The sequence below is a fragment of the Micromonospora sp. NPDC047644 genome (assembly GCF_040704315.1).
Lineage (GTDB): Bacteria > Actinomycetota > Actinomycetes > Mycobacteriales > Micromonosporaceae > Micromonospora.
Genome location: NZ_JBEYSY010000017.1, coordinates 47,763 through 74,054 on the forward strand (window position 1 = coordinate 47,763; position 26,292 = coordinate 74,054).

Annotated in this window: 24 protein-coding genes and 1 pseudogene; 11 read left to right on the top strand and 14 right to left on the bottom strand. The window is 71.4% G+C overall.

Features of this window, described 5'->3' with window-relative positions; all coding sequences use genetic code 11:
- Positions 1–15 precede the first annotated feature (15 nt).
- Both AB0877_RS25835 and guaB read right to left on the bottom strand, forming a co-directional pair.
- Entirely contained in the window at positions 16–1,134 is a 1,119-nt protein-coding gene (locus tag AB0877_RS25835) for a GuaB3 family IMP dehydrogenase-related protein (protein ID WP_366612083.1), read from the bottom strand.
- Between the two features lie 30 nt (positions 1,135–1,164).
- Entirely contained in the window at positions 1,165–2,727 is a 1,563-nt protein-coding gene (gene guaB / locus AB0877_RS25840; RefSeq protein WP_357234815.1) for an IMP dehydrogenase, read from the bottom strand.
- Between the two features lie 185 nt (positions 2,728–2,912).
- On the opposite strand from guaB, the gene AB0877_RS25845 reads away from it, so the two are divergent.
- Entirely contained in the window at positions 2,913–3,332 is a 420-nt protein-coding gene (locus AB0877_RS25845; protein ID WP_357358508.1) for a DUF5319 domain-containing protein, read from the top strand.
- Between the two features lie 329 nt (positions 3,333–3,661).
- On the opposite strand, the gene AB0877_RS25850 is transcribed toward AB0877_RS25845, so the two are convergent.
- Positions 3,662–4,477, bottom strand: coding sequence for a response regulator transcription factor (locus AB0877_RS25850; protein ID WP_366612085.1), 816 nt, complete (start codon positions 4,475–4,477; stop codon positions 3,662–3,664).
- Positions 4,478–4,730: 253 nt separating this feature from the next.
- Here AB0877_RS25850 and AB0877_RS25855 point away from each other — a divergent pair, with 253 nt between their 5' ends.
- Together AB0877_RS25855 and AB0877_RS25860 are read left to right on the top strand one after the other, a co-directional pair.
- The gene (locus AB0877_RS25855) at positions 4,731–5,114 is read left to right on the top strand and encodes a WhiB family transcriptional regulator (RefSeq protein WP_355010075.1); all 384 of its coding nucleotides are present in this window, start codon (positions 4,731–4,733) and stop codon (positions 5,112–5,114) included.
- Between the two features lie 822 nt (positions 5,115–5,936).
- The gene (locus AB0877_RS25860; protein ID WP_366612086.1) at positions 5,937–6,497 is read left to right on the top strand and encodes a hypothetical protein; all 561 of its coding nucleotides are present in this window, start codon (positions 5,937–5,939) and stop codon (positions 6,495–6,497) included.
- A 1,091-nt stretch (positions 6,498–7,588) separates the two neighbouring features.
- Here AB0877_RS25860 and AB0877_RS25865 read toward each other — a convergent pair.
- From AB0877_RS25865 to groES, 3 genes and pseudogenes are all read right to left on the bottom strand, one after another.
- Positions 7,589–8,656 (bottom strand): annotated as a pseudogene (locus AB0877_RS25865) (molybdopterin-dependent oxidoreductase); the annotation flags it as partial.
- An 866-nt stretch (positions 8,657–9,522) separates the two neighbouring features.
- Positions 9,523–11,157, bottom strand: coding sequence for a chaperonin GroEL (gene groL, locus AB0877_RS25870; protein ID WP_366612088.1), 1,635 nt, complete (start codon positions 11,155–11,157; stop codon positions 9,523–9,525).
- A 70-nt stretch (positions 11,158–11,227) separates the two neighbouring features.
- A complete protein-coding gene (gene groES, locus AB0877_RS25875) occupies positions 11,228–11,542 on the bottom strand; it encodes a co-chaperone GroES (RefSeq protein ID WP_030330046.1) in 315 nt (104 codons plus the stop codon).
- Positions 11,543–11,801: 259 nt separating this feature from the next.
- On the opposite strand from groES, the gene AB0877_RS25880 reads away from it, so the two are divergent.
- The 7 genes from AB0877_RS25880 to AB0877_RS25910 all read left to right on the top strand — a co-directional run bounded on the left by AB0877_RS25880 (position 11,802) and on the right by AB0877_RS25910 (position 19,055).
- Positions 11,802–12,986, top strand: a complete 1,185-nt coding sequence (locus AB0877_RS25880; RefSeq protein ID WP_366612089.1) for a methyltransferase domain-containing protein — start codon at positions 11,802–11,804, stop codon at positions 12,984–12,986.
- Between the two features lie 10 nt (positions 12,987–12,996).
- Positions 12,997–13,476 carry a Cys-tRNA(Pro) deacylase gene (ybaK, locus tag AB0877_RS25885; RefSeq protein ID WP_366612091.1) on the top strand — a complete coding sequence of 160 codons (480 nt, stop codon included), beginning with the start codon at positions 12,997–12,999 and terminating at the stop codon, positions 13,474–13,476.
- A 179-nt stretch (positions 13,477–13,655) separates the two neighbouring features.
- Positions 13,656–14,741, top strand: coding sequence for a substrate-binding domain-containing protein (locus AB0877_RS25890; protein ID WP_366612093.1), 1,086 nt, complete (start codon positions 13,656–13,658; stop codon positions 14,739–14,741).
- Positions 14,742–14,855: 114 nt separating this feature from the next.
- On the top strand, positions 14,856–15,674 hold the full coding sequence (locus tag AB0877_RS25895; protein WP_366612094.1) for an ATP-binding cassette domain-containing protein: 819 nt from the start codon (positions 14,856–14,858) through the stop codon (positions 15,672–15,674).
- Entirely contained in the window at positions 15,671–16,933 is a 1,263-nt protein-coding gene (locus AB0877_RS25900) for an ABC transporter permease (RefSeq protein WP_366612096.1), read from the top strand. The genes AB0877_RS25895 and AB0877_RS25900 overlap by 4 nt, the downstream gene beginning before the upstream one ends.
- A gap of 22 nt (positions 16,934–16,955) precedes the next feature.
- Positions 16,956–18,137: an ROK family protein gene (locus tag AB0877_RS25905; RefSeq protein ID WP_366612098.1), complete on the top strand. Its 1,182-nt coding sequence runs from the start codon at positions 16,956–16,958 to the stop codon at positions 18,135–18,137.
- A 177-nt stretch (positions 18,138–18,314) separates the two neighbouring features.
- Positions 18,315–19,055: a DUF4142 domain-containing protein gene (locus AB0877_RS25910; protein WP_366612100.1), complete on the top strand. Its 741-nt coding sequence runs from the start codon at positions 18,315–18,317 to the stop codon at positions 19,053–19,055.
- A 33-nt stretch (positions 19,056–19,088) separates the two neighbouring features.
- Here AB0877_RS25910 and AB0877_RS25915 read toward each other — a convergent pair whose 3' ends face one another.
- From AB0877_RS25915 to tsaB, 4 genes are read right to left on the bottom strand one after another with little or no spacing between them, the layout of a single operon-like run.
- Positions 19,089–19,343, bottom strand: coding sequence for a hypothetical protein (locus AB0877_RS25915; RefSeq protein ID WP_039906914.1), 255 nt, complete (start codon positions 19,341–19,343; stop codon positions 19,089–19,091).
- 13 nt (positions 19,344–19,356) lie between these two features.
- On the bottom strand, positions 19,357–20,403 hold the full coding sequence (gene tsaD / locus AB0877_RS25920) for a tRNA (adenosine(37)-N6)-threonylcarbamoyltransferase complex transferase subunit TsaD (protein WP_366612102.1): 1,047 nt from the start codon (positions 20,401–20,403) through the stop codon (positions 19,357–19,359).
- Positions 20,396–20,878, bottom strand: a complete 483-nt coding sequence (gene rimI / locus AB0877_RS25925) for a ribosomal protein S18-alanine N-acetyltransferase (RefSeq protein ID WP_366612103.1) — start codon at positions 20,876–20,878, stop codon at positions 20,396–20,398. The genes tsaD and rimI overlap by 8 nt, the downstream gene beginning before the upstream one ends.
- Complete coding sequence (gene tsaB / locus AB0877_RS25930; protein ID WP_366612105.1) at positions 20,875–21,552, bottom strand: tRNA (adenosine(37)-N6)-threonylcarbamoyltransferase complex dimerization subunit type 1 TsaB; 678 nt, start codon at positions 21,550–21,552, stop codon at positions 20,875–20,877. The genes rimI and tsaB overlap by 4 nt, the downstream gene beginning before the upstream one ends.
- A 462-nt stretch (positions 21,553–22,014) precedes the next feature.
- On the opposite strand from tsaB, the gene AB0877_RS25935 reads away from it, so the two are divergent.
- Positions 22,015–22,719 carry a helix-turn-helix transcriptional regulator gene (locus AB0877_RS25935; RefSeq protein ID WP_366612106.1) on the top strand — a complete coding sequence of 235 codons (705 nt, stop codon included), beginning with the start codon at positions 22,015–22,017 and terminating at the stop codon, positions 22,717–22,719.
- A gap of 101 nt (positions 22,720–22,820) precedes the next feature.
- On the opposite strand, the gene ung is transcribed toward AB0877_RS25935, so the two are convergent.
- The 4 genes from ung to alr form a co-directional block, all read right to left on the bottom strand.
- Positions 22,821–23,522, bottom strand: coding sequence for a uracil-DNA glycosylase (ung, locus tag AB0877_RS25940; protein WP_366612107.1), 702 nt, complete (start codon positions 23,520–23,522; stop codon positions 22,821–22,823).
- Positions 23,523–23,587: 65 nt separating this feature from the next.
- Complete coding sequence (gene tsaE, locus AB0877_RS25945; RefSeq protein ID WP_366612109.1) at positions 23,588–24,070, bottom strand: tRNA (adenosine(37)-N6)-threonylcarbamoyltransferase complex ATPase subunit type 1 TsaE; 483 nt, start codon at positions 24,068–24,070, stop codon at positions 23,588–23,590.
- Positions 24,067–25,170, bottom strand: a complete 1,104-nt coding sequence (locus tag AB0877_RS25950) for an alpha/beta hydrolase (RefSeq protein WP_366612110.1) — start codon at positions 25,168–25,170, stop codon at positions 24,067–24,069. The genes tsaE and AB0877_RS25950 overlap by 4 nt, the downstream gene beginning before the upstream one ends.
- A complete protein-coding gene (gene alr, locus AB0877_RS25955) occupies positions 25,167–26,285 on the bottom strand; it encodes an alanine racemase (protein WP_366612112.1) in 1,119 nt (372 codons plus the stop codon). The genes AB0877_RS25950 and alr overlap by 4 nt, the downstream gene beginning before the upstream one ends.
- Positions 26,286–26,292: the final 7 nt, after the last annotated feature.

Sequence of the window (26,292 nt, forward strand, 5' to 3'; positions counted from 1 at the left end):
GTCGTCCTGGAAGGGTCAGCGGTCGAGGACCAGACCGACCTTCTGGAACTCCTTCAGGTCGCGGTAACCGCACTTGGCCATCGCCCGACGCAGCCCACCGAACAGGTTGAGCTGGCCGTCGGCCTCGTCCGCCGGCCCGAAGAGCAACTGCTCCATCGACCCGAGCGGCTCACCGGAGACCTCGAAGGCGCCCCGGGGCAGCGACGGGTGGCTCGCCGCCGAGTGCCACCAGGCACCACCGGCAGGAGCCTCCTCGCAGAGCGACAGCGGCTCACCGAGCATCACCGCGTCCGCGCCGCAGCCGAGCGCCTTGGCGATGTCACCCGAGGTCTGCATGTCACCGTCGGCGATCAGGTGCACGTACCGGCCACCGGTCTCGTCCAGGTAGTCCCGGCGGGCCGCCGCGGCGTCGGCGATCGCGGTGGCCATCGGCACCCGGATGCCCAGCACCGACTCGGTGGTCGACCACTCGTCGCCACCGATGCCCACGATCACACCGGCCGCGCCGGTGCGCATCAGGTGCAGCGCCGTCTTGTAGTCGGTGCAGCCACCGACGATCACCGGCAGATCGAGGTCGGCGATGAACTCCTTGAGGTTCAGCGGCTCATCGGTGGTCGACACGTGCTCGGCCGAGACGATGGTGCCCTGGATGACCAGGATGTCCACCCCGGCGTCCAGGATCACCGGTGCCAGCGCGAGGGTGTGCTGCGGAGAGACCCGCACCGCCACGGTGCCGCCACCGGCGCGCAGCTCGCGGACCCGCTCGGCGATCAGGTCCGGGCGGATCGGCTCGGCGTACACCTCCTGGAGCCGCTTGGTGGCACGGGCCTCCTCGTCGAGGCCGGCCAGCTCGTCCAGCACCTTGGTCGGGTTCTCGTAGCGGGTCCAGAGCCCTTCGACGTTGAGCACGCCGAGGCCGCCGAGCTGACCGAGCCGCACCGCGGACGCCGGGCTCATGGTGGCGTCGGAGGGGTGGCCGACGCACGGAATGCCGAACGGGTACGCGTCAAGCTGCCACGACGTCGAGACGTCGTCGACGTCCCGGGTACGGCGGCTCGGCACGATGGCGATGTCGTCCAGGTGGTAGCCGCGCTGCGCGGTCTTGCCCAGCCCGATCTCGACCACGTCACGCATGGGGGACTCCAGGTGGTTGGGGGTGTTGGATCAGCGGGTGTGGTAGTTGGGCGCCTCGACGGTCATCTGGATGTCGTGCGGGTGGCTCTCCTTCAGACCCGCCGCGGTGATCCGGATGAGCTGGCCCCGGCGGTGCAGATCGGGGATGTTCTCCGCACCGGCGTACCCCATGGCCAGCCGCAGCCCGCCGACCAGCTGGTGGGCGACCCGGGACAGTGGCCCCCGGTAGGGAACCTGACCCTCGACGCCCTCCGGAACCAGCTTGTCGTCGCTGAGCACGTCCTGCTGGAAGTAACGGTCCTTGCTGTACGACTTGGCCTGACCCCGGGACTGCATCGCGCCGAGCGACCCCATCCCGCGGTACGTCTTGAACTGCTTGCCGTTGACGAAGATCAGCTCGCCGGGGCTCTCCTCGCAACCGGCCAGCAGGCTGCCGAGCATCACCGTGTCGGCGCCGGCCACCAGGGCCTTGGCGATGTCGCCGGAATACTGGATGCCGCCGTCGCCGATCACCGGCACGCCGGCCGGGCGGGCGGCCCGGGCCGCCTCCATGATCGCGGTCACCTGCGGCACGCCGACCCCGGCGACGATCCGGGTGGTGCAGATCGCGCCCGGCCCCACGCCCACCTTGACGCCGTCGGCGCCGGCGTCGACAAGCGCCTTCGCGCCCGCGTACGTGGCCACGTTGCCGCCCATGATGTCGACCGTCACGTCGGCCTTGAGCCGGCGGACCATGTCCAGCACGGCCCGCTGGTGACCGTGCGCGGTGTCCACGATCAGCACGTCGACGCCCGCGTCGACAAGGGCACGGGCCCGCTTGTACGCGTCCTCGCCCACACCGATGGCGGCGGCGACCCGCAGTCGGCCGGCGTCGTCCTTGCTGGCGTCCGGGTACTGCTCGCTCTTGGTGAAGTCCTTCACAGTGATCAGGCCACGCAGCCGGCCCGAGTCGTCGACGATCGGCAGCTTCTCGACCTTGTGCTGACGCAGCAGCGCCAGAGCCTCGTCCTTGCTCACCCCGACCCGCGCGGTGACCAGCGGGGTGTGGGTCATGATCTCGCGAACCGGAGTGTTCGGCTCGGAGACGAAACGCATGTCCCGGTTGGTGACGATGCCGACGAGCTGGCCGTCGCCGTCCACCACCGGAACACCGGAGATGCGGTAACGCCCGCACAGCTCGTCGACCTCGCGCAGCGTGTCGTCCGGGCTGGCGGTCACCGGGTTGGTGATCATGCCGGACTCCGAGCGCTTCACCAGGTCGACCTGGAGCGCCTGGTCCTCCAGGGAGAGGTTGCGGTGCAACACGCCGATGCCGCCCTGGCGGGCCATGGCGATCGCCATCCGGGCCTCGGTCACCGTGTCCATCGCGCTGGACAGCAGCGGAATGGACAACTCGATGTTGCGAGTGAGCTTCGTTCGGGTATTCACCCGGCTGGGCACCACGTCCGACTCGCCCGGCTGAAGCAGCACGTCGTCGAAGGTGAGGCCGAGCGGAACCACCCGGGCGGAGCCGGCCGGCAGCTCGGGCAGGTGGCCGCCCAGGTCGGCGTGCTCGCCGCCGGCCGGAAGATCGGTGCTGGGCGAATTTTCCACGATTGCTCCCCTGAGCTGCTCGGATGGGCTTCAGCGAGGTGGCGCGGGCGGGCACCGGAGCGCACCACGATGCCGGCACGTCGCCTCATCGTACCCAGTGAGCTGGGCGACCCGTCCGTGGCAGGCCGGCCGGCGCGGAGGCCGGGGGGCGGACGTTCGCGCCGCGTTGGGTCTACGGTGAGGGGGTGCACGACGAGCCCATCGACCCGTTCAATGGCGACCCGGCCGATCCGACCGCGGGTCTGGATGACCCGGGCGATGACGCGACGCCGGATCCGCTGACCGACGTCGAGCGGCAGGATGTGCTGGAAGACCTCGCTGACCTGGAGATCTACCAGGCGCTGCTGGCCCCGATCGGGGTTCGCGGGCTGGTGATCGAATGTGAGGACTGTCGCGAGCCGCACTACTTCGACTGGGACCTGCTCCGCGGCAACCTGCGGCACCTGCTCAACTCGGGCAGGCCGCGGGTGCACGAACCCGCCTACGACCCCGACCCGGACCACTACGTGACCTGGGACTACGCCCGGGGTTACGCGGATGGGGTGCACGACACCCTGTCCGAGGGCACCGAGGACGAGCCGGGCACCCCGACCGCCACCAAGTAACGCTGCCGCGCGGCGTACCCCTGCTGTGGGGTTCTCTGCTCCCGCGCGGTGTGCCTCGGTGGCGTGGCGCGCTCTGGCCTTGCGGCGCGCCCCCGGCTGCGCGGCGCGCCCGGCGGCGCCACACAGTGCGGCCCTGGCCTTGCGGTGCGCCCCGGCCTTGCGGTGCGCCCCGGCCTTGCGGTGCGCCCCGGCCTTGCGGTGCGCCCTGGCCTTGCGGTGCGCCCCGGCCTTGCGGTGCGCCCCGGCCTTGCGGTGCGCCCCGGCTGCGCAGGGTGTCGTGCGGCGCGCTCGCTTCCGCGCGGCTCGACGTGCGGCGCGTTGTCCGGGTGTCAGGCCACCAGACCGGCGCGGAAGCCCGCCGCCACCGCGTGGGCCCGGTCCCGGGCGCCAAGCTTGCGGAACAGCCGCCGGGCGTGCGTCTTGACGGTGTCCTCCGAGACGAACAGCTCCCGGCCGATCTCCGCGTTGCTCTTGCCCTCGGCCATGCCGAGCAGCACCTGAAGCTCACGCTCGGTGAGACCGATCGACGCCCGACTGGGTCGGGCGTTCGGGGCGGGACGGCTCGGGTCGGTCTGCGCCGGCGACTCGCCCGTCCCCGCCTCCGCCTCGTCGTCGCCCCGCTGCACCGGCACCGACGCCACCCCGGCCGGCCCGTCGGCTGCCGTAGCCGTCCAGCCGGGCTCACCGGAACCGCGCGGCGACGGCCCGGAGCGGCCGGAACCACCCACCGCCGCCGCGTCGCGGGCCGGATCGGTGATCCGCTGCCGGGAGGCTCGGCCGGGCGCGGTCAGCAGCAGGAGCGCCTTCGCCACCGCGCTGGTCAGATCATGGTCGACATTCTGGATGAGCCCTCGCGCGCCGGCGCTGATGGTGGCCGCCGCGGCCTCGGACTCCTCGGTGCCGAGCAGCAGCACCGCCGCCTGCGGCGCACGCGCCAACACCCGTCGAACGAAGCCGGCGCTGTCCGGCCGAGTGAGGGCCGTGTCGGCCAGAACCACGTCGGCCGGTCGCTCGGCCAGCCGCAGCATCACCTCGGGATCAGAGACGGCGGTACGAACGATCGCGGACAACCCCAGCCGCGCGGCAGCAGAAGCAAGGTGCTGGGCCGCGAGTGGTGTCCGAACGCACACAAGAACGGTACGCACTGTGGTCTCCTCTCCGCCAACGAGCAGACCATGACGCGGTCGGCTGGGGAGGGGGTTCCCGGCAATCCTTCGAACTTTTCCGACAGATGGGGCAAAAGCCGCAATTTCCCGGACGTTTTCGATCACAGACGTGTGAGTTGGCAACGGCCCGGGTACCGGGAGATCCAGGCCGGGAACGGTGCGCCTGCGCGGCCCGCCGCCCGGATGCCGGCCATAAGGATTCTCGCGGAGCCGCGCGGGAGGAGGGGTGCTGATGTCGAACGTACGTAGACTGCCCGGACCCATCGTCGATCTCTGGGACTGGCAGCGACTCGGTGCCTGCCGAGGGCGCGACAGCGCCCAGTTCTTCCACCCCGACGGTGAGCGTGGTTCCTCCCGGCTGCGTCGCGAGTCCACTGCCAAGTCGGTCTGCCGCGCCTGCCCGGTTCGCGCCGAATGCGCCGCTCACGCCCTGTCGGTACGAGAGCCTTACGGCGTGTGGGGCGGCTTCAGCGAGTCGGAGCGCCTGCGACTGCTCGCCGTCGGCTGGGAGGACCTGGCAGACCGCCGGCACGCCCGGGTCGACGTCGCACGACTGGAGGCCCGCCTGGGTCGTCCGCACAAGTCGACCGTCCCGGCCCAACGCAACGTCGCCTGACCCGACACACACGTCCCGACATCTGCGAACCGCGCCTCCGCCTCGGAGGCGCGGTTCGCGCGTTTCAGGCCGTTCGGCGGTTTGGCGGTTCGGCGGTTCGGCGGTTCGGCGGTTCGGTGTGGTCAGGATCCTGCCGTGCCCCCCTTGACCCCTCTCGTCGCGACTGCGGCAGGGTCAAGGGGCACGGCCTGAGGGGCTGGCCGTGTCGGCCAGCCTGGGAGGTTTGCCCGGTCCAGGGCGTTCCGGCCTGATGCGGGACATGGACCCCTGCCGGCCGGCTCGATGTGTGGAACGGGCCGGCTTTTGCGAGGTCTGCGAACTCTGTCCTGTGACGGGGCGCACCCGTGGGCCGGAATCATGGCCGGGCCGGGCTCGTTACACACACTGACGATCGCAGCACCACCGCCCGCCGCCCGACCCCACGGGGTCGGGACGCAGGTCCGCAGGTTGGATTGCCAACCCGCCCCCGATCGTTGAAGTCCCCACGGCCGCAGGCACCGCCTCGACGGGGGTGCCCGATGGATGGGCCAACCCCGGAATGACCCCGGCCCGCCGGTCGTTACAACCCCCGTCGACCGCAGGCACCGCCTCGGCGAGGGTGCCGATGGATGGGCCGACCCCGGAATGGCCCCCGGCCCCCGGCCGTTATACAGGGTCCCGGCGCCACGAGCCTCCCGCTCGCCAGGTCGCCGACTCCGACGCCCGACAGGGCGTCACCCCTCAGACTTTCCCCTTGTTAGTGCAGCACCGGACGAGGTGCTCACACCCTCACCACCGTCCCCCCTTGGTGTGGGTGTTCCTACCCCCGAAGGAGCTACCCCCATGAACACGATGATTCGTAAGAGCATGTTGTCTGTTGCTGGTCTCGCGTTCGCCGGTGGTGTGTTCGCCGGTCCGATCGCCGCCCACGCCGCCACCCCGGTCGTGGACGCCAAGCCCGTGGCTGTGCAGTCGGCCGCGTCGAAGCCGCAGGGCGACCAGTCCCGGATCGGCCTCAACGATGAGCAGACCGCCAACGTGAAGACGATCATCGCCGCCACGAAGAAGGCCGGCCTGCCCGAGCGGGCCGCGGTCATCTCGATCGCGACAAGCCTGCAGGAGTCCAAGCTGGAAAACCTCGGCCACCTCGGCGACGCCAACGACCACGACTCGCTGGGCCTGTTCCAGCAGCGCCCGTCCAGTGGTTGGGGTACGCCGGAGCAGATCACCGACCCCGAGTACTCCACCACCGCCTTCCTCAAGGGCCTCAAGCAGGTCGACGGGTGGCAGGACATGCCCCTGACCGACGCCGCGCAGACGGTGCAGGTGTCGGCCTACCCGGACGCCTACGCCCAGTGGGAGCAGCAGGCCACCGACCTCGTCGCCCAGCACTGGAACAGCTGACCCCAGCACCACCGCAAGCACGCGACACCACCGCACAGCACCACCCCAAGCACGCGGCAACACCGCAGCACAGCAAAACCGCACGGCATGACCACAGCACCACCGCACAGCGCCACATCGAACCGCTGGCCGGCACCCGCCACCCCGGGGTGCCGGCCAGCGGTATACCCATGCCTCGATCCGCACAGACCGCACCACCACACCGACCGACAGCCGGCCCCCGCACCCAGCAGCGCCGGCTAGCAGCACGGTCCCGGATCCGCGAGTGAATCGCTCGCACCGCCCCACGCCGCGTCCACATCTCCGTCCCGGCAGACCCACCCCACTCGCCGCAGAATCGCACCGCCGGAACCAGTTGGCATGGTCCACTCGGCAGGCGTCAGCAGATCTTGGACACTTACCGTCAAGCGAGAACGGAAACTGTCCAAGATCTCGCTGCTTGCGGGCCGCAGGCGCCGCGCGAGAGCGGACGCCGCACGAGAGCGGACGCCGCACGAGAGCCGACGCCGCACGAGAGCCGACGCCGCACGAGAGCCGACGCCGCACGAGAGCGGATGCCGCGGCGGTGAGGCGACCCGGCGTGCAGCGATGAAACCCGGCGGCAGGCCCCACCCGCCGGGGAAGCCGCCGCAGGCGGCTGAGGCAGCCGGCCGTGGGCCGGGCCGGAGGGCGGGGAGTCCCGAACCGGCCCCAACGGAGGCGACGGGCGTCGACCAATCGACTTGGCCTGCAGATCTTGGATATTGCCGGCCAGTCAACGGGCCCGCCGATCCATGGCAGTGTCGGGAGCCGGCAGGCCAGGTCGCGGACACAGGCCACCGGCGCGCAAGGCACGCCGCCAACGCAGCCCACCGACCCACACACCAGACCCCGCGGTCACACGCCACCGACGCGCAAGGCACGCTGCCAACACAGCCCACCGACCCGCACCCCAGACCCCCACGGACACACGCCGACGACGCGCAAGGCACGCCGCCAACACAGCCCACCGACCCACACACCAGACCGCGGACACAGGCCACCGACCCATACAGCACGCGCCGACACAGCCCCCGCTTCGAGCGCGGACCGGCGCGGGCGCGTGCCGTGGGTCAGCGGACGGTGACGGTGACCGTGTGCCAGCCGGTGGCGCCATCCGGGACGACGTCCTGCGTACGTTCGGTCTGGGTTTCACCGGTCGCGTCGGTCGCGCGGACCTGGAGACGGTGCTCGCCCGGTGTGGCGTCCCAGCGCCAGGACCATTGCACCCAGGTGTCCACCGACACCGCGGGGGCCAGCGCGGCTTCCTGCCACGGGCCGTCGTCGACGCGTACCTCTACGCGGCGGATGCCCCGGTGCTGCGCCCAGGCCACCCCGGCGACGGTCACCGGGCCGGCGGTAAGCCGGTTACGTTTCCTGGGAGTGTCGATCCGGGACTGGGTCTTGATCGGTCCCTGGGGGGACCAGCCGCGCGGCACCCAGTACGCGTCGAAGTCGGCGAACCGGGTCAGCTCCAGTTCGGTCACCCATTTGCAGGCCGACACGTAGCCGTAGAGGCCCGGCACCACCACTCGGGCTGGGAAGCCGTGCTCGACCGGCAGCGGTTCGCCGTTCATCCCGACGGCCAGCAGCGCGTCCCGTCCGTCGCGCATTGCGGCGGTGGGGGTGCCGCAGGTCCAGCCGTCGACCGACCGGCCGACGACCTGGTCGGCGTCGTCGTCCGGCTCGGCCTCGTCCAGAAGTTCCCGCAGGGGTACGCCGAGCCACCGGGCGTTGCCGATCAGGTCCCCGCCCACCTCGTTGGAGACGCAGGCCAGGGTGACGTACCGCTCGACCAGCGGTCGGGCCAGCAGATCCGCGTAGCTGTAGGTGCGTTCCCGGCCGACGCGTCCGTGGATCCGCAGCCGCCAGGTGTCCGGGTCGACCTGGGGCACCACCAGCGCAGTGTCGATCCGGTAGAACCCGAAGTTCGGGGTGACGTACGGCGCGAGCTGGGCGAGCTTGAGGTCCGCGCCCGCCGGTACGGCCGGTGCGGGAGCGACCGGCGCGGGCAGGCGGATCGCGTCGCGGGCTGCGGACACGCCGCGCCGCCCTGCCAGCCACCGCCCACCGAGGCCGGCCACCACGGCCGTGCCGAGCAGCACTCCGCTGCCGGTGAGGAACCGTCGCCGCGACTCCGGGTCCACCTCGTCAGGCCCGGTCGACTCGGCCGCCGTCGTCGGCCCGGCGGGAGTAACCGGCACCGACCCTGCCGGGGACACCGGCACCGACTCTCCGGGCGACCCCGACCCCGACCCAGCCGGCGACCCGGGACCGCCGGCCGACCCCGGCCCAGCCGGCGACCCGGGACCCGGGGCCGACACCCGGCCAGCCGGCGACCCAGGGCCAGCCGGCGACTCGGGACCCGCCTGCGACCCTGGCCCAGCCGGCGACCCAGGGCCGGCGGGCGGTGTGGGTGGTGACCAGGACCAGGGGTTCAGCTCGAATGGTCCGTCGATGAACAGCCAGAGCACCAGGGCGCCGAGACCAGCGCCGACCAGGGACGGCAGCGCGTCGGCGAGGTCAGCACCGGAGCGGGTCAACGCGGCTGCCACGCCGATGGCGCCGAACGCGGCGATGCCGGCCAGGCCGAGTGCCAGTCGACGGACGGCCAGTACGCCAAAGAGGGCGGCGAAGCCCCCCAGCAACACGGCCGTGCCGACCAGCAGGGCGATCTTGTCGGCGGTGCCGAAGAGGTCGATGGCGAGTTGCTTCAGCGACTCGGGGACGGCGTCGACGATGACCCCGCCGACCGCGACCAGGGGTGCCGACCGGGGACCGGTCAACACCGCGACCGGTTCGGCGATCCCGATCGCGACGGCGGCGGCGGTGATTCCGGCCAGCGCGGCGTACCGCCGTGACGTGGTGCTCATCGGCCCAGTGTGCGCGATCCTCTTGCCCGGTCGCCAACAACGTCAGCGTTCGGTAATGACCTGGCCGACCGCAGAAACGAGCCGGGGCGCGCCGCCGTACGGCGGTGCGCCCCGGAACGGGTGTCGCTACCGGATCAGAAGCCCGGGCCGTGCTGGTGGCCGTGGCCGTGCCCGCCGGCGGCGGCCGGCTCGGCCTGCTCCGGCTTGTCCACCACGAGGCTCTCCGTGGTGAGCAGCAGACCGGCGATCGAGGCGGCGTTGGTGACCGCGTTGCGGGTCACCTTCACCGGGTCGATGATGCCGGCCTTGACCAGGTCGACGTACTCGCCCTTGGCGGCGTCGAGGCCGTTGCCCCAGGTGAGGTCGGCGACCTTCTGCGTCACGACGTAGCCGTCGTGACCGGCGTTCTGGGCGATCCAGCGCAGCGGCTCGACGAGCGCCTTGCGCACGACCGAGACGCCGACCTTCTCGTCACCGGTGAAGCCCAGGTCGTCGTCGAGCACCGAGAGGATCTGCACCAGGGCGGCGCCGCCGCCGGGCACGGTGCCCTCCTCGACCGCGGCCTTGGTCGCCGCGATGGCGTCCTCGATGCGGTGCTTGCGCTCCTTCATCTCGACCTCGGTCGCCGCGCCGGCCTTGATGACGGCGATGCCGCCGGAGAGCTTCGCCAGCCGCTCGGCCAGCTTCTCCCGGTCCCAGTCGGAGTCGGAGGCCTCGATCTCCTTACGGATCTGGGCGACCCGGTCGGTGACGTCGGCCTTCTGGCCACCGCCGTCGACGATCGTGGTGTTCTCCTTGTCGACCACGACGCGCCGGGCGGTGCCGAGCACCTCCAGGCCGACCTGGTCGAGCTTGTAGCCCAGCTCCGGGGCGACCAGCTCGGCGCCCGTGGAGATGGCGATGTCCTGGAGCATCGCCTTGCGCCGGTCACCGAAGCCCGGGGCCTTGACCGCGCAGACCTTGAGGGTCTTGCGCAGCGAGTTGACCACCAGGGTGGAGAGCGCCTGGCCGTCCACGTCCTCGGCGATGATCAGCAGGGGCTTGCTGTTCTGCAGGACCTTCTCCAGCAGCGGCAGCAGCTCCTCGATCGCCGAGATCTTCTGGGTGGTGACCAGGATGTACGCGTCCTCGAGGACGGACTCCTGACCCTCCAGGTCGGTGACGAAGTTCGGCGAGATGAAGCCCTTGTCGAACTGGAGACCCTCGGTCACGTCCAGTTCGGTGGTGAGCATCGAGCCTTCCTCGACGGTGATGACACCGTCGCGGCCGACGCGCTCCATCGCCTCGGCGATCAGGTCGCCGATCGTGGAGTCCTGCGCGGAGATCGTCGCCACGTTCGCGATCGACTCCTTGCTGGTGACCTCGGCGGCCTTGCCGAGCAGCGCCTCGGAGACCTTCGTGGCCGCCGCGTCGATGCCCCGCTTGAGGCCGGCCGGGTTGGTCCCGGCGGTCACGTTGCGCAGACCCTCGCGAACCATCGCCTGGGCCAGCACGGTCGCGGTGGTGGTGCCATCGCCGGCGACGTCGTTGGTCTTGGTCGCCACCTCCTTGACCAGCTGCGCGCCAAGGTTCTCGTACGGGTTGGTGAGCTCGATCTCCTTGGCGATGGTCACACCATCGTTGGTGATCGTCGGCGCACCGAATTTCTTGTCCAGGACGACGTTGCGCCCGCGCGGGCCGAGGGTGACCTTGACCGCGTCCGCGAGGGCGTTGACACCGTGCTCCAGCAGGTGCCGGGCGTCGTCCGAGAAGCTCAGGATCTTCGCCATGAATGTCCCTTCGAAGCGCCATTGCCCCGGCCCGGCGAGCCGGACCGGGGCAATGGCACTGATCGGTTGCTTACTTCTCGATGACCGCGAGGACGTCGCGGGCGGAGAGCACCAGGTACTCCTCGCCGGCGTACTTGACCTCGGTGCCGCCGTACTTCGAGTAAAGGACGGTGTCGCCGACCTGCACGTCAACCGGAACCCGGTTGCCGTTGTCGTCGACGCGCCCCGGGCCCACAGCGAGGACGGTGCCCTCCTGCGGCTTCTCCTTGGCGGTGTCGGGGATCACGATGCCCGACGCCGTGGTGGTCTCAGCCTCGTTCGCCTGGACCACGATGCGGTCCTCGAGCGGCTTGATCGCAACCTTGGTCGCGGTAGTCACGGGCATACCCTCCTGGGGTACTGGTTTCGTTGCTGGCCAGCGGGGCTGACCAGCGTCAATCTGCCTCATGCCACCGGGCGGTGCCGTCGTCGCGGGTGCCGGTCCGCCTGGCGTGCGCACCCGGGTCGTGAGACCCGGAAGCTGGCACCCTCAGGGTGAGAGTGCTAATCGCAGGTTATTCCGTGGCTAGCACTCCGTCAAGGAGAGTGCCAGCGCGTCGCGCCCCGCCAGCCAAGTTTTCCGAGTCGGACGGGACAATGTCCGGGTGGATCTCGATCAGCTGGCGGCGCTGCGTACCCCCGAGGGGTCGGCCGCGCTCACCGCGGCGGCCGACCTGGCCGGCGGTGATCCACTGGTCGCGGCGTCGGCGCTGCGCGCGACCGGGGTGCCGCCGACGTTGGCCGCTGCGGCGCTGACCCAGGCCGAGTTGCGCCACCGGGCGGTGGGCAAGTTCGGCTCGGCCGCCGCTGGGATGTTCCTCACCCGCCCCGGCCTGGAGCAGGCCACCCGCCGGGTGGTCGCCGACCGTCGGGCCGCCCGGTTGCACGCGGCCGGTGTGCGCACCCTGGCCGATCTCGGGTGCGGGCTCGGGGCCGACGCGCTGGCCGCCGCCCGCGCCGGCATCCGGGTGTACGGGGTGGAGGCCGACCCGGTGACCGCGGCGATGGCCGCCGCCAACGCCGAGGCAGCCGGGCTGGCCGAGCTGTTCACCGTCGAGTGCGGCGACGCGACCGGGTTCGACGTGTCAGGGGTCGACGGGGTCTTCTGCGACCCGGCCCGCCGCGCCACCGGCTCCGGGCGGCGGATCTTCGACCCGCGCGCCTACTCGCCGCCGTGGGACTTCGTCACCGGGCTGGCCGAGCGGGTGCCGCGCACCGTGGTCAAGGTCGCGCCGGGCCTGGACCACGCGCTCATCCCGGCCGGCGCGGAGGCCGAGTGGGTCGGCGTGGACGGCGACCTGGTCGAGGCCGCGCTCTGGTGCGGAGAGCTGGCGGAGGTGCCCCGTCGGGCCACCCTGTACCGCCAGCAGGGCCACCATCAGCTCACCGGCTCGGGTGCCGCCGAGGCGCCGGTCGGGCCGCCGCGTCGCTACCTGTACGACCCGGACCCGGCGGTGGTGCGCGCGCACCTCGTTGCCGAACTGGCCGCCGAACTGGACGCCAACCTGGGCGACCCGAGCATCGCCTACCTCTACGCCGACCAGCCGGTCCGCACCCCGTACGCGCGCTGTCTGGAGATCACCGACGTGCTGCCGTTCTCGCTCAAGCGCCTGCGGGCGCTGCTGCGCGACCGTCGGGTGGGCCGCGTGGAGATCCTGAAGCGCGGTTCGGCGCTGACCCCGGAGCAGCTCCGGCGGGACCTGCGGCTGGCCGGGACCGAGTCGGCGAGTCTGGTGCTCACCCGGGTCGACGGCGCACCGACGGTGCTGATCGGCCGGCCGGTCGACTAGCGTCGTCGCTGTGGCGGGACAGGGCACGCCGGCAACGGCACTGTTGGTCAAGCGCGGCATCGCGCATCGCACCCATCCGTACCGGGTGGCACCGGACGCCCCGAACTACGGCGCGTTGGTGGCGGTGGCGCTCGGCGTGGCACCGGAGCGCGTGTTCAAGTCTCTGGTGGCCGACGTCGACGGCGCGCTCACCGTGGCGGTCGTTCCGGTCACCGGCGAGTTGGATCTCAAGGCTCTCGCGGCTGCGGTCGGCGGCAAGCGGGCGGCGTTGGCCGACCGGGCGGTCGCCGAGCGGGCCACCGGTTACGTGCGCGGGGGGATCAGCCCGCTCGGGCAGCGTCGGCGGTTGCCCACCGTGCTGGACGAATCCGCACTGGATCTCCCGACGATCTACGTCTCGGCTGGTCGGCGTGGTCTGCAACTCGAACTGGCCGCGGCGGATCTGGTGGCGCTGACCGACGCCCGCACCGCGCCGTTGCGGACCCACTGACGACAGTCGTTACGTCGACTTCCCCGTGGGATACCCGCGGAGTAACAGTCGCGTTGCTGAATTGTTATCGCCCCCAACAAACTATGCACCTGCGCGGTCTTGTGGAGCCGGTGTGACGCGAAATACGTTGCCGGACACAACAAAACAACACCTCCCCCACCTCCGAAAGGACCCTGCACATGCGTAAGGGGATCCTCACCATCGCCGCCGTGGGCCTGCTCACGACCGGCGGCTTGACCGCCTGTGGCGACGACTCCGGCGACAAGGCCGCCTCCGCCAAGACCCCCAAGATCGGCGTGATCCTCCCGGACAGCAAGTCCTCGGCCCGCTGGGAGACCGCGGACCGCCGGTTCCTGGAGGAGGCGTTCAAGGCCGCCGGCGTCCAGTACGACATCCAGAACGCCCAGAACGACAAGACCGCCTTCCAGACCATCGCCGACCAGATGATCACCGGCGGCGTGACCGCCCTGATGATCGTCAACCTGGACTCCGGCACCGGCAAGGCCGTGCTCGACAAGGCCAAGTCGCAGGGCGTCGCCACCATCGACTACGACCGGCTCACCCTCGGCGGCTCCGCCCAGTACTACGTCAGCTTCGACAACGAGACCGTCGGCAAGCTCCAGGGCGAGGGTCTGTCGAAGTGCCTGACCGAGAAGGGCGCCAAGAACCCCGTCGTGGCGTACCTGAACGGCTCCCCCACCGACAACAACGCCACCCTCTTCAAGGCCGGCTACGACTCGGTGCTCAAGCCGAAGTTCGACTCCAAGGAATACGTCAAGGGCCCTGAGGACGCGGTGCCGGCGTGGGACAACGCGCAGGCCGCGACGATCTTCGAGCAGCAGCTCACCAAGGCCAACGGCAAGATCGACGGCGTGCTGGCCGCCAACGACGGTCTCGGCAACGCGGCCATCTCGATCCTGAAGAAGAACAAGCTCAACGGCAAGGTGCCGGTGACCGGGCAGGACGCCAGCACCGAGGGCCTGCAGAACATCCTCGCCGGCGACCAGTGCATGACCGTCTACAAGGCGGTCCGGGAAGAGGCCAACGCCGCCTCCGAGCTGGCCATCGCCCTCGCCAAGGGTGAGAAGAAGGACACCGGCCAGACGGTCAAGGACGGTGACCGGGACGTTCCCTCGGTGCTGCTCACCCCGAAAGCCATCTACAAGGACACCGTCAAGGACGTCATCGCCGACGGCTACGTGACCAAGGAAGAGGTCTGCACCGCGGCGTACGCCAAGGCCTGTGCCGAAGCCGGCATCAGCTGACCGACGCCGCAGTACCCGCCGGAACAACCATCGCCGCCCGGCACGGGAGCACTCTCCCGTGCCGGGCGGCGCCCGCCGGACGGGCCCCGACCCTCCCTTAAGAAGGAGACCCCCGTGTCCGCCACCCCCCTGCTGGAACTCCGCGGGATCGGCAAGAGCTTCGGTCCCGTCCAGGTGCTCCGCGACGTCGCCCTGACCGTCCACCCGGGCGAAGTGACCGCCCTGGTCGGCGACAACGGCGCCGGCAAGTCGACCCTGGTGAAGTGCATCAGCGGCATCCATCCCACCGACGCCGGAGAATTCCTGTTCAACGGTGAACCGGTGCACATCGGCAGCCCCCGCGACGCCGCCACGCTCGGCATCGAGGTCGTCTACCAGGACCTCGCGCTCTGCGACAACCTGGACATCGTGCAGAACATGTTCCTCGGCCGGGAGAAGCGCAGCGGCATCGTCCTCGACGAGCCGACCATGGAACAGCTCGCCGCCGAAACCCTGGCGGGGCTCTCCATCCGCACCGTCACCTCACTACGGCAGCACGTGTCCAGCCTCTCCGGTGGTCAGCGCCAGACCGTGGCCATCGCCAAGGCGGTGCTCTGGAACAGCAAGCTCGTCATCCTGGACGAGCCGACCGCCGCGCTCGGCGTGGCACAGACCGCCCAGGTGCTCGAACTGGTGCGACGCCTCGCCGACAACGGCCTGGCCGTGGTGCTCATCTCGCACAACATGAACGACGTCTTCGCCGTCTCCGACCGGATCGCCGCGCTGTACCTCGGCCAGATGGTCGCCCAGGTGAAGACCACCGACATCACCCACGCCCAGGTGGTCGAGCTGATCACCGCCGGGCGCTCGGGCGGGCTCGGCCTCGCCACCGACCCGGGCAGCAACGGCGACGGCCCGCAGGCGGCCGACTCGATCTCAGGAGGCGCCCGATGACCACCACCGCCGTGCGGAAGGACGGCCCCGCCGCCGTCACACCGACGCCGACCGTCGGAGGCCACTTCCGCAACTACCTGAGCCGGGTACGCGGTGGCGACGTCGGCGCGCTACCAGCCGTCCTCGGCCTGATCGTGCTCTGCACCGTCTTCGCGATCATGCGGCCGTCGTCGTTCCTGTCGGCCGGCAACTTCGCCAACCTTTTCACCCAGGGCGCGGCGGTCACGCTGATCGCGATGGGCCTGGTCTTCGTACTGCTGCTCGGCGAGATCGACCTCTCCGCCGGCTTCGCCAGTGGTGTCTGCGCGGCGGTGCTGGCCAATGTGGTCACCGTGCTCGGCTACCCCTGGTGGGTCGCCGTGCTCGCCGCCGTCGCCACCGGCGTGGTCATCGGCACCACGCTCGGCATGCTCGTCGCGAAGATCGGCATTCCGTCCTTCGTGGTCACCCTCGCCGGTTTCCTCGCCTTCCAGGGCGTCGTGCTGCTGCTCGTCAAAGAGGGCACCAACATCTCCGTCCGCGACGACGTGCTGATCGCCATCGCCAACCGCAACCTCGCCCCCACGCTGGGCTGGGCGCTGACCGCCCTCGCGGTCATCGGCTACGCGGCGGTCCAACTGCTGCGCCACCGCAAGCGGGTGGCCCGCGGCCTGATCACCGACCCGCTCGCGGTGGTGGCGCTGCGGATCGGCGGGCTCGCCGTCATCCTCGGCACCGCGGTGTACGTGCTCAACCTGGAGCGCAGCCGCAACGTCCTGATCAGCTCCCTCAAGGGTGTGCCGATCGTGGTGCCGATCATCGCGGTGCTGCTGATCATCTGGACCTTCGTGCTCCAACGCACCAGCTACGGCCGGCACATCTACGCCGTGGGCGGCAACCGCGAAGCTGCCCGCCGGGCCGGCATCGGCGTCGACCGGATCCGGATCTCGGTCTTCGTGATCTGCTCCTCGATGGCCGCCATCGGTGGCATCGTGGCGGCCAGCCGGGCCAACTCGGTCGACCCGAACACCGGGGGCAGTAACGTACTGCTCTACGCGGTCGGCGCAGCGGTGATCGGCGGCACCAGCCTCTTCGGTGGCAAGGGCCGCGTCCTCGACGCCGTACTCGGCGGCGCGGTGGTCGCTGTCATCGAGAACGGAATGGGCCTGATGGGATACACCGCGGGAGTCAAGTACGTGGTCACGGGCGTCGTGCTGCTGCTCGCCGCCAGCGTCGACGCGCTCTCCCGCCGCCGCGCGGCAGCCACCGGCACCAGCTGACCGCGCGGGAGGTAGCGCCAGCATGCGCCCAGGACCGAGCCAGGATGACGTCCGACGGCAGAACCTCGGGGCCCTGCTGCGGCACGTGCACGTCAACGGGGCGACCACGCGTGCCGAACTGACCACCACGCTGGGGCTCAACCGCAGCACCATCGGCGCGCTCACCGCCGACCTGTCCGCAGTGGGGCTGGTCAGCGAAGGGGCACCGAAGGAAACCGGCCGGGCCGGACGACCGTCGCTCGTCGTCCGGCCCGAGTCGGCCCGGGTCTACGCGTACGCGTACTCGGTGGAGGTGGACCGGCTGCGCGCGGCCCGGATCGGGCTGGGTGGCGCGGTCCTGGACCGCCGGGACCTGGACCGGCCGCGCGGGCTGCTGGCCGCGGAGGCCGCACCGCTGCTAGCCGGCGCGGTCAAGGAGATGCAGCAGCTGGTGCCGGCGGACGCGATCTGCGTCGGTGCCGGCGTCGCGGTCTGCGGCATGGTCCGCCGGGACGACGGCCTCGTCCGACTCGGCCCCACCACCGGTTGGGTGGACGAGCCGATCGGCGCGGCCCTCGCCGACGAGTTGGGCATCGACGTGCCGGTCACCGTGGGCAACGTGGCCGACGTCGCGGCGTTCGCGGAACACGCACGAGGTGTGGCGGCGGGCTGTGACAACGTTCTCTACCTGTACGGCGACGTCGGCGTGGGCGCCGGCATCATCGCCGGCGGGCGCCGGCTGACCGGGCACGGTGGGTACGGCGGCGAGGTCGGCCACATGAAGGTGGTCCGCGACGGCAAACCCTGTGAGTGCGGGTCCCGGGGCTGCTGGGAGACCGAGATCGGCGAGCACGGCCTGCTGCGCGCCGCCGGACGCTCCGACGCCCGGGGCCGTGACGCCCTGCTGGAGGTCTTCGACGCGGCCGACCGCGGGGACGCCCAGGCCCAGACGGCGGTCCGCCAGGCCGGCGACTGGCTCGGCTTCGGCGTGGCCAACCTGGTGAACGTCTTCAACCCCGAGATGGTCATCTTCGGCGGCACCATGCGTGACCTCTACCTCGCGGCGGCGGCCCAGATCCGCAGCCGGCTCAACTCCAACGCGCTCGGCGCCTGCCTGGAGCACGTCCGGCTGCGTACGCCGAAGCTGGGCACGGACGCGCCTCTGATCGGCGCCGCCGAGCTGGCCTTCGAACGGCTCCTCGCCGACCCCCTCGACGTGGGCTGATCCGTCACGTGTCCGGTGTGGACGTCGGGCCGCTGGCCGTCACCCGCTGATCCGGTTCGCTTCGCGATGAACTTATCGCGCGATCAGTCCGTACCAGTGGGCGGACGGGCAACCGGCACAGGCGACGGATGCCCGGTCCAGACGCGATCCGGTCCGGACCGAGGAGGCACCACAGACATGGCACCGCTCAGATCCGCCCACCGCCGACTGGGCAATCGGACCCACCGGGCAGCGATGCTGCTCATCGCGATCATCGCGGGGGTCGGTGTCCTGCCCGGTGTGGCCGTCGCCGCCCCCGCAGGCGGCCAGCAGCTCAACGCCGCCGACATGACACTGCTCAACGGGGTACGCCTGGCCGGGCTCTGGGAGATGCCAGCCGGTCAGATGGCCGCCGAGAAGGGCCAGTCGGCGAAGGTACGGGAGATCGGCGCCGGCATCGCCGGCGAGCACCAGAGGCTCGACGAACTCGTGGTCGAGGCGGCCAACAAGTTGGGCGCGACGATCCCCAGCGAGCCGACCGCCGAGCAGAAGGGCTGGCTGGCCGAGATGCAGAAGGCGTCCGGCGCCCGGTTCGACCAGATCTTCGTCACCCGGCTCCGGGTCGCCCACGGCAAGATCTTCCCGGTGATCGGCGCGGTCCGGGCCAGCACCCGGGACGCCACCGTCCGCAAGCTCTGCGAGGACGCCAACGGGTTCGTCCAGCACCACATGCAGATGCTGGAGAGCACCGGCCTGGTCCGCTGGCCGGAGCTGCCGCCGGCCGCGCTGCCCGCCCCGGGCGAGGACGGGCTCCTGGCCGCCGCCTCGGCCAACTCCGGCCCGCAGGTCGGTGTCAGCAGCACCGTCGTCTGGCTGGTCTTCCTCGCCGCGCTGGGCACCGGCGGAATCGCCACCTACCGGATGTTGCGCCGCAGCTGACCGGTCAACCAGCGGCCTGGACGGTGGCTCGCGTCAGCGGTCTACCTGGGTGAAGTCCCAGGAGTGCGGGGCGCGGGCCACCAACAGGGCTGGTGGGTCCGGCAGCGGGCGAGGGCTGCTGCGCCACTTGGAGATTACCACCACCCGGTGGTCGGTGGAGGAGAAGACCTCGCTGGAGACGTGGAGCGGGTCGTGCTCCAACTCCGGCAGGGCGGTGTCGCACACCCAGGTGATCAGGTCGGCGACTCCGTACGCCTCGGCGCGCGCCTCCCACATCCGCACGATCATGTCCGCCGCCCCGTCACACGCTGACCGTGGTCAACGGCAGCGCCGAATCGGCTGGCAGGTCCAGTCGGCTCGGAGCGACCCCGGCGGCGACCAGGTGCGAACCGAGCGCGGCCACCATCGCGCCATTGTCGGTGCACAGCTTCGGCCGGGGCACCCGGACCCGGATGCCGTACTTCTCGGCTCGCTGCTCGGCCATCGCCCTCAGCCGCGAGTTCGCCGCCACGCCCCCACCGATGACCAGGGTCTCGATGCCCTGTGCCCGGCAGGCGGCGAGGGCCTTGCTGGTCAGGACGTCACAGACCGCCTCCTGGAAGGACGCGGCCACGTCGGCCACCGGAACCGGCTCACCGGCACGCTGACGGGCCTCGACCCACCGGGCCACCGCCGTCTTCAGGCCGGAGAACGAGAAGTCGTACCGGTGGGCGGCGAGATCCTTCGCGGCGGTCAGACCGCGCGGGAAGGCGATCGAGGCGGCATCGCCGGCCCGGGCCTCCCGGTCGATGGGCGGACCTCCCGGGAACGGCAACCCGAGCAGCCGGGCGACCTTGTCGAACGCCTCCCCGGCCGCGTCGTCGATGGTGGCGCCGAGCGGGGTGACACCACGGGCCAGGTCGTCCACGAGCAGGAGGGACGAGTGGCCACCGGACACCAGGAGCGCGATGGCGGGTTCGGGCAGTGGGCCGTGCTCAAGGGTGTCCACCGCGACGTGGGCGGCGAGGTGGTTGACGCCGTAGACGGGTTTCTCGGCGGCGACCGCGTACCCCTTGGCGGCAGCGACGCCGACCAGCAACGCACCGGCCAGCCCCGGCCCCGAGGTGACAGCGATCGCGTCGATGTCGGCCAGCGTGACGCCGGCCTCGGTCAAGGCCCGGTCCATGGTCGGCACGATGGCCTCCAGGTGGGCCCGGCTGGCCACCTCCGGCACCACACCCCCGAACCGGGCGTGTTCCTCGACGCTGGAGGCGAGCGCGTCGGCCAGCAGGGTGTGCCCCCGCACGATGCCGACACCGGTCTCGTCGCAGGAGGTCTCGATACCCAGGATCAGTGGTTCGTCAGCCATTGTCGTGTGGTCCGTTCCCGGTCGGCTCGGCGTCGCGCCGCATGACCAGCGCGTCGGTGTTGCTCGGTTGGTAGTAGCCGCGCCGCACCCCGATCGGCTCGAAACCGTACGTCGCGTAGAGCCGCTGAGCTGCGGCGTTGTCCACGGCGACCTCCAGCAGGGTGCTGCCGGCATTGCGCCGGACCGCCTCGGCCAGCAACTCCTCCAGCAGGGCACGGCCCACGCCGCGCCGCTGGGCGTCCCGGCGGACGGCGATGTTCTGGACCCACACCTCGTCCGGCGGAACGCCGGCGAGCCCGGCGTAGCCGAGCACCGACCCGTCCGCGTCGACGGCGACCCGGTAGTGGTGCCCGTTGGCGAGCTCGCTCCAGAACATGGCGGGCGACCACTTCTCGGCGCCGAAGAGGTCCGCCTCGATCGGCAGCACGTCGTCGATGTGCCACCAGCGGAGCGGTTCGAGCCGTACCGCGGTCATGGCAGGACCGGTTTGCGGCCGGTCGCCGCCACCGCGTCGGGGCGACGCAGGTAGAGCGGAGTGAGCCGCTCACTGGGCGCCCCCGCCCGGATCCGCTCGGCGGCGAGCAACGCCAGCACTGTCGCCTCCGGATAGCGCGGCTCGACCCGAACGGGCAGGTCCAGGACCTCTGCGTACTGGTGCGCCCCGTCACCGACCGCGATCGTCGCGCCGAGTTCGCGGGCGCGCGCGGCGGCGACCGCCGGCGCGGACACCTCGGGCCCGACGATCCGCTGGCCGGCGCCGTCGTAGACGGCCCAGTAGAGCTCCTTGCGCCGGGCGTCGCTGGCGGCCAGGACCGGCGTACCGGAGGCCGCCGGGTGACCGATGGCGTCCAGCGAACAGACACCGTACGTGGGGATGCCGAGCACCTGACCCATCGTCGCGGCGGTGACCAGGCCGACCCGTAGCCCGGTGAACGGACCCGGGCCGAGCCCGGCGACGATGGCCGCCAGGTCACGCGGGCGCGCGTCAGCGTCGGCGAGGACCGCATCCACCTGGGGCGCGAGCAGCTCACCGTGCGCGCGGGCGTCGACCGTGCACCGGTGCGCCCGCGACGCCACGCCGTCTGCCGAAATCTCCACCAGCGCCGCGGTGACCGCGGGGGTCGAGCTGTCCACCACGAGTACGAGCACGGTAAGCCAGCCTAGCGGCCCCGCCAGCACGCCCAGTCACGCCCCGCCCCGCCCCGCCACCTTCGCCCCCCACGCCGCCCCTACCTCGCCTCGCCTCACCTCGCCTCACCTCGCCTCGCCTCATCCCACCTCTGCCCACCCCGCCGCAGGACTGCCTGGCCGCAGACTGTCCCCGCGCCGTCGGCCGTCGGGCCCAGACATCTAGCCAGGGACGAGTGCTGGGACCACATCCGCTGATAAGCCTGATGTCTGTGAGTCATCGTGATGACTCACAGACATCACGCTCATCGGAGTGAGGCCCTCCAGGTCATCCGCAGGCCGACTTTGGGGCGCGGATCGCGACCAGCACCAGCAGCCGCCGAGGGAGGCGAAGAGCGGCGGCAGGTACAGCAGAGCAGCCGCAAGTCCCCGACCTGCCGCAGCGGGATCGCGGGCATCTCGCCCGTGGTCCACCATGCCGGGATGTCATCGACTCGCCTTGTCGTCCTGCTCGGTGCTGCCGCCCGGCAGCACCGACAGCTGCGCGACCTGAGCCAGCGTCAGTTGGCCGTACTGGCCGAGGTCGACCAGGCGGCGGTGGCCCGGTTCGAACGTGGTGAGCGAGCGCCTACCGTCCCGGTGCTGGAACGGCTCTTTGCCGCGATGGACGTGCAGTTGGTCGTCGGAGTCGAGCCGTTGGACGCGCACCTCGACGCCCAGATCGACGGCTTGGCCGCCCGGCCGATCGCCGAGCGGATCGACGGGTTGGGGCTGGATCGGCTGCTGGACCGGCTCACCGACTTCCCACAGGTGATCACCGGTTGCACCGCGGCGTTGCTGCAGGGCGCGCCGGTGCCGGTCGACGCGTTGGAGATCGCCCTGCGTTGGCGGGACTCCAAACCGTTCACCCGCTGGCTGGAGACGAACTACGGGCAGCGGTGGAACGCTCGCTGGGGTGAGTTCGGCGGGGTGTGGTTGGAGCCCGAGGAGCCGGGCGAACACCGGTGGTCGACCCGGTACGGGGAGATCAGGGCCACGATGTGCGACGAACTGCCCGAGACGATCGAGGTGCGCCACGGCGAAAGGACTTACCAGGTGGTGCCGCTCGTCGAGCTGGAACTCATCGAGCCGCGCGCCGCCGGACTGCTACGCCGCTACCGGAAACGGCAGTTGGCCAGCGACAGCTGAGCCAACTGCCGTCGGTCTCTGCGCCACATCCGCTGAGGCCCCGGCCCGGCGGTGGGACCTCGACGAGCGGCTCAGCCGGCGGTGGGACCTCGACGAGCGGCTCAGCCGGCGGTGCGCTCCCAATCGATGGTGGGCAGGCCGGCGTCGGCGAGTGCCTTGTTGGCGGCGCTGAACGGGCGGCTGCCGAGGAAGCCGCGCGGGTTCATCGGGCTGGGGTGACCCGCCTCCAGCACCACGTGCTGCGGGTTGGTGACCAGCGCGGCCTTCTTGCGGGCGTAGCCGCCCCAGAGCAGGAAGACCACCCGGTCCGGTGCCGCGTCCAGAGCCCGGATCGTCGCGTCGGTGAACTCTTCCCAGCCGGCGTTGGCGTGCGAGCCCGGAGTGGCCTGCCGGACGGTCAGCACCGCGTTGAGCAACAGCACTCCCTGGGCGGCCCACCCGTCGAGGTTGCCGCTGCGCGGCTTGGGGACGCCCACGTCCTCGCCCAGCTCCTTGAAGACGTTGCGCAACGACGGCGGCACCGTCACACCATCGCGAACGCTGAAGCTCAACCCGTGAGCCTGCCCCGCCCGATGGTAGGGATCCTGCCCGAGGATGAGCACCCGGGTGCCCTGCGGCGGGCAGAGCCGGTATGCCGAGAACAGATCCTCCTGCGGCGGAAAGACCGTCTGCGTGGCGTATTCCCGGGCGACGAACTCAGCAAGCGCGGCGGTGCGTGCCGGGTCGAGGTGCGGGGTGAGCACGGTGCGCCACTGCTCCGGCAGCAGGGCCAGCAGATCCAGGGCGGGGGCGTCGTCGGGCATCGGGAACCTCTCACAGCGCGGGTCGGTCCCCCGCACTCTAGGCATCGGATACGACAGCCACCGACCTAGCCCAGGTCGGCGAGCCGCCGGGCCCAGTCACCGCCGACCGGGTCCAGCTCGACGATGCGGGTGTCGTCGTCGCGGCGGTCGATGCGAACCCGTAGGTGCGCGTCGACCAACTGCTCCACCAGGCCCTCGCCCCACTCCACCACCGTCACCGAGTCGTCCACCGAGGCGTCGAGGTCCAGGTCGTCGATCTCGGCGCGCGGGTCGGTGGCGTCACCCAACCGGTACGCGTCGGCGTGCACGAGTGCCACTCGGCCGCCCCGGGCCGGATCGGGGCGGTGCACCCGGGCGATCACGAAGGTCGGCGAGGTGATGTCCCCGAGGACACCGAGCCCGGCCCCGACGCCCTGGGTGAGCGCGGTCTTGCCGGCCCCCAACGGGCCGGTCAACAGCACCAGGTCGCCGGCGCGCAGCAGCCCGGCCAGCCGCCGGCCGAAGTCCCGGGTGTCTTCGACGGTCGGCAGCTTGACGACGTGACTCACCGTTCCTCCACGCTCTGCAATGACTCCAGGAACCGCGCCAGGGCGGCGTTGACCTCGTCCGCGTGCTCCAACATCACCACGTGACCGCTGTCCTTGATCTTCACGAACTCGGCGTGCGGCAACCGGCGGACGATCTCCTCGGAGTGGGTCACCGGCGTGATCATGTCCTTGTCACCGACCACCACGAGCACCGGAGTCGCCGCCAGCGCCGCCAGCGCCGGGAAGCGCGAGTGGGTGGCCAGGGTCCGCAGGTAGCGGGTCACCGTGTCGGCCGACGTCCGGGAGTTCATCGTCTCCACGTAGGACACCAGCGACGGGCTGGGCTTGCGGGTGCCGAAACCGTACTTGCGGGTCAGTAACCAGGCCACGTTCGACGTCGACTTGCGGGCCTTGTCGATCACCGGACCGCCGTACCGGGTGGCGTTGCTGACCATGTAGAGCACCGGGCCGCCGACCCGGCCGAGCAGCGCGGGCGCGACCAGCTTGGTCTCCGCGATGAGCCCGCCCGACGTGGCCATCAGAACCGTGCCCACCACCCGGTCACCGAACAGCTCCCCGAACAGCTCGGCGAACGCCATGATCGTCATGCCGCCCATCGAGTGGCCGACCAGCACCAGCGGCCCGTCCGGGGCGGTTCGGTCGATCACCTCGCGTAGCGTCCGGCCGAGCACCGCGAGGTCGTACTCGCCGGTCTCCAGCCGGCCGGAGCGACCGTGACCGGGCTGGTCGTACGCCACGATCCGGTAGTCACCGCGGGCGGCCAGCATCTGGCGCTGGAAGTGGAACGTCCCCATGTCCAGGCAGAAGCCGTGCACCAGCACCACAGTCGGGTGCCCCGGCACCGGCCGGGTGGGCTCGACCACCTCGACGTGGATGTCGGTGCCGTCCGGCAACTCCAGGCGGAACGCCTCGTCGTACCGCTGCTTGCCGAACGTCTCGTGCGCGTAGCGGTCGGCCGGATCGGCCTTGAGCCGGCGGACCAGGGTCCGCTCGGTCGCGACGCCAGCCGCCAGACCTGCCGCGGCCACCCCCACCGCCGCGCCGACGATCCCCGCTACCCGGCCCGCGGCCGTCCGCGGACGCGGAATGCGATAACTCATGGCTTCTCGCCGTCGTAGACCCGGGGCACCCGCGTGCCGCCGAACCGGGTGACGATCTCGTAGTTGATGGTGCCGACCGCCTCGGCCCAGTCGTCCGCCGTCGGTTCGCCGTCGACGCCGCTGCCGAAGAGCGTCGCCACGTCGCCGTCGGCCACCGGGTCGTCGCCGCAGTCGAGCACGAACTGGTCCATGCAGACCCGACCCGAAATCGTCCGGCGTACGCCGCCGAGCTGCACCGGGCCGGTGTTGGACGCGTGCCGGGGAACCCCGTCGGCGTACCCGAGCGGCACCACGGCCAGGTTCGCGTCGGCCTGCGTGGTGTAGGCGTGCCCGTAGGAGATGCCGGTGCCGGCGGGCACCCGCTTGGTGAGCATCACCCGGGCGCGGGCGGTCATCGCGGGCCGCAACCCGTACGTCTCGCCGGCCACCGGAGACAGCCCGTAGATGGCCAGGCCGGGACGGACCAGGTCGAAGTGGGTGTCCGGGCGGGTGAGGGTGGCGGCCGAGTTGGCGAGGTGCCGCCAGCGCGGTCGCAGCCCGGCCCGCTCGACCATGGCCAGCGCTTCGTGGAACACGGCCAGTTGGCGGTCGGTGGTGGGGTGGCCGGGCGAGTCCGCGTACACGAAGTGGCTCCACACGCCGACCACCTCGACCAGGCCGTCGGCCTGCGCCTTCGCGGCGGCGTCCAGCAGCGCGGGCCAGTCGGCGACCGTCGCGCCGCCCCGGGACAGCCCCGTATCGATCTTGAGGTGCAGGCGGGCGGGACGGCCGGCGAGGCGACTCGCCTCGATCATCTCGTCCAGTTGCGCCAGGCTGGCCGCACCCAGGTCCACCCCGGCCGTGACCCCCTCGTGCAGCGGCAGCCCGGGGGCCAGCAGCCAGGCCAGCACCGGCACCGTCACCCCGGCCCGCCGCAGGGTGAGGGCCTCGTCCAGAGTGCAGACACCGAGCCAGTCCGCGCCGGCGTCGAGCGCCGCGCGGGCGGCCGGAAGCATGCCGTGGCCGTACCCGTCGGCCTTCACCACTGCCATCAACTCGGCGGTGGTGCCGGAGCGGAGCCTGCTCACGTTCTCGCGGATGGCGTCAAGATCGACGCGTACCTCGGCCTGCCACATGCACCCA

What these genes read in the sequence shown, in the direction of transcription:
- AB0877_RS25835 (WP_366612083.1), bottom strand. Translation starts at nt 1,134, where the DNA reads ATGCGTGACGTGGTCGAGATCGGGCTGGGCAAGACCGCGCAGCGCGGC.
- AB0877_RS25855 (WP_355010075.1), top strand. Translation starts at nt 4,731, where the DNA reads ATGTCGAACGTACGTAGACTGCCCGGACCCATCGTCGATCTCTGGGAC.
- AB0877_RS25860 (WP_366612086.1), top strand. Translation starts at nt 5,937, where the DNA reads ATGAACACGATGATTCGTAAGAGCATGTTGTCTGTTGCTGGTCTCGCG.
- groL (WP_366612088.1), bottom strand. Translation starts at nt 11,157, where the DNA reads ATGGCGAAGATCCTGAGCTTCTCGGACGACGCCCGGCACCTGCTGGAG.
- groES (WP_030330046.1), bottom strand. Translation starts at nt 11,542, where the DNA reads ATGCCCGTGACTACCGCGACCAAGGTTGCGATCAAGCCGCTCGAGGAC.
- AB0877_RS25890 (WP_366612093.1), top strand. Translation starts at nt 13,656, where the DNA reads ATGCGTAAGGGGATCCTCACCATCGCCGCCGTGGGCCTGCTCACGACC.
- AB0877_RS25900 (WP_366612096.1), top strand. Translation starts at nt 15,671, where the DNA reads ATGACCACCACCGCCGTGCGGAAGGACGGCCCCGCCGCCGTCACACCG.
- AB0877_RS25905 (WP_366612098.1), top strand. Translation starts at nt 16,956, where the DNA reads ATGCGCCCAGGACCGAGCCAGGATGACGTCCGACGGCAGAACCTCGGG.
- AB0877_RS25910 (WP_366612100.1), top strand. Translation starts at nt 18,315, where the DNA reads ATGGCACCGCTCAGATCCGCCCACCGCCGACTGGGCAATCGGACCCAC.
- AB0877_RS25915 (WP_039906914.1), bottom strand. Translation starts at nt 19,343, where the DNA reads ATGATCGTGCGGATGTGGGAGGCGCGCGCCGAGGCGTACGGAGTCGCC.
- tsaD (WP_366612102.1), bottom strand. Translation starts at nt 20,403, where the DNA reads ATGGCTGACGAACCACTGATCCTGGGTATCGAGACCTCCTGCGACGAG.
- rimI (WP_366612103.1), bottom strand. Translation starts at nt 20,878, where the DNA reads ATGACCGCGGTACGGCTCGAACCGCTCCGCTGGTGGCACATCGACGAC.
- AB0877_RS25935 (WP_366612106.1), top strand. Translation starts at nt 22,015, where the DNA reads ATGTCATCGACTCGCCTTGTCGTCCTGCTCGGTGCTGCCGCCCGGCAG.
- ung (WP_366612107.1), bottom strand. Translation starts at nt 23,522, where the DNA reads ATGCCCGACGACGCCCCCGCCCTGGATCTGCTGGCCCTGCTGCCGGAG.
- AB0877_RS25950 (WP_366612110.1), bottom strand. Translation starts at nt 25,170, where the DNA reads ATGAGTTATCGCATTCCGCGTCCGCGGACGGCCGCGGGCCGGGTAGCG.
- alr (WP_366612112.1), bottom strand. Translation starts at nt 26,285, where the DNA reads ATGTGGCAGGCCGAGGTACGCGTCGATCTTGACGCCATCCGCGAGAAC.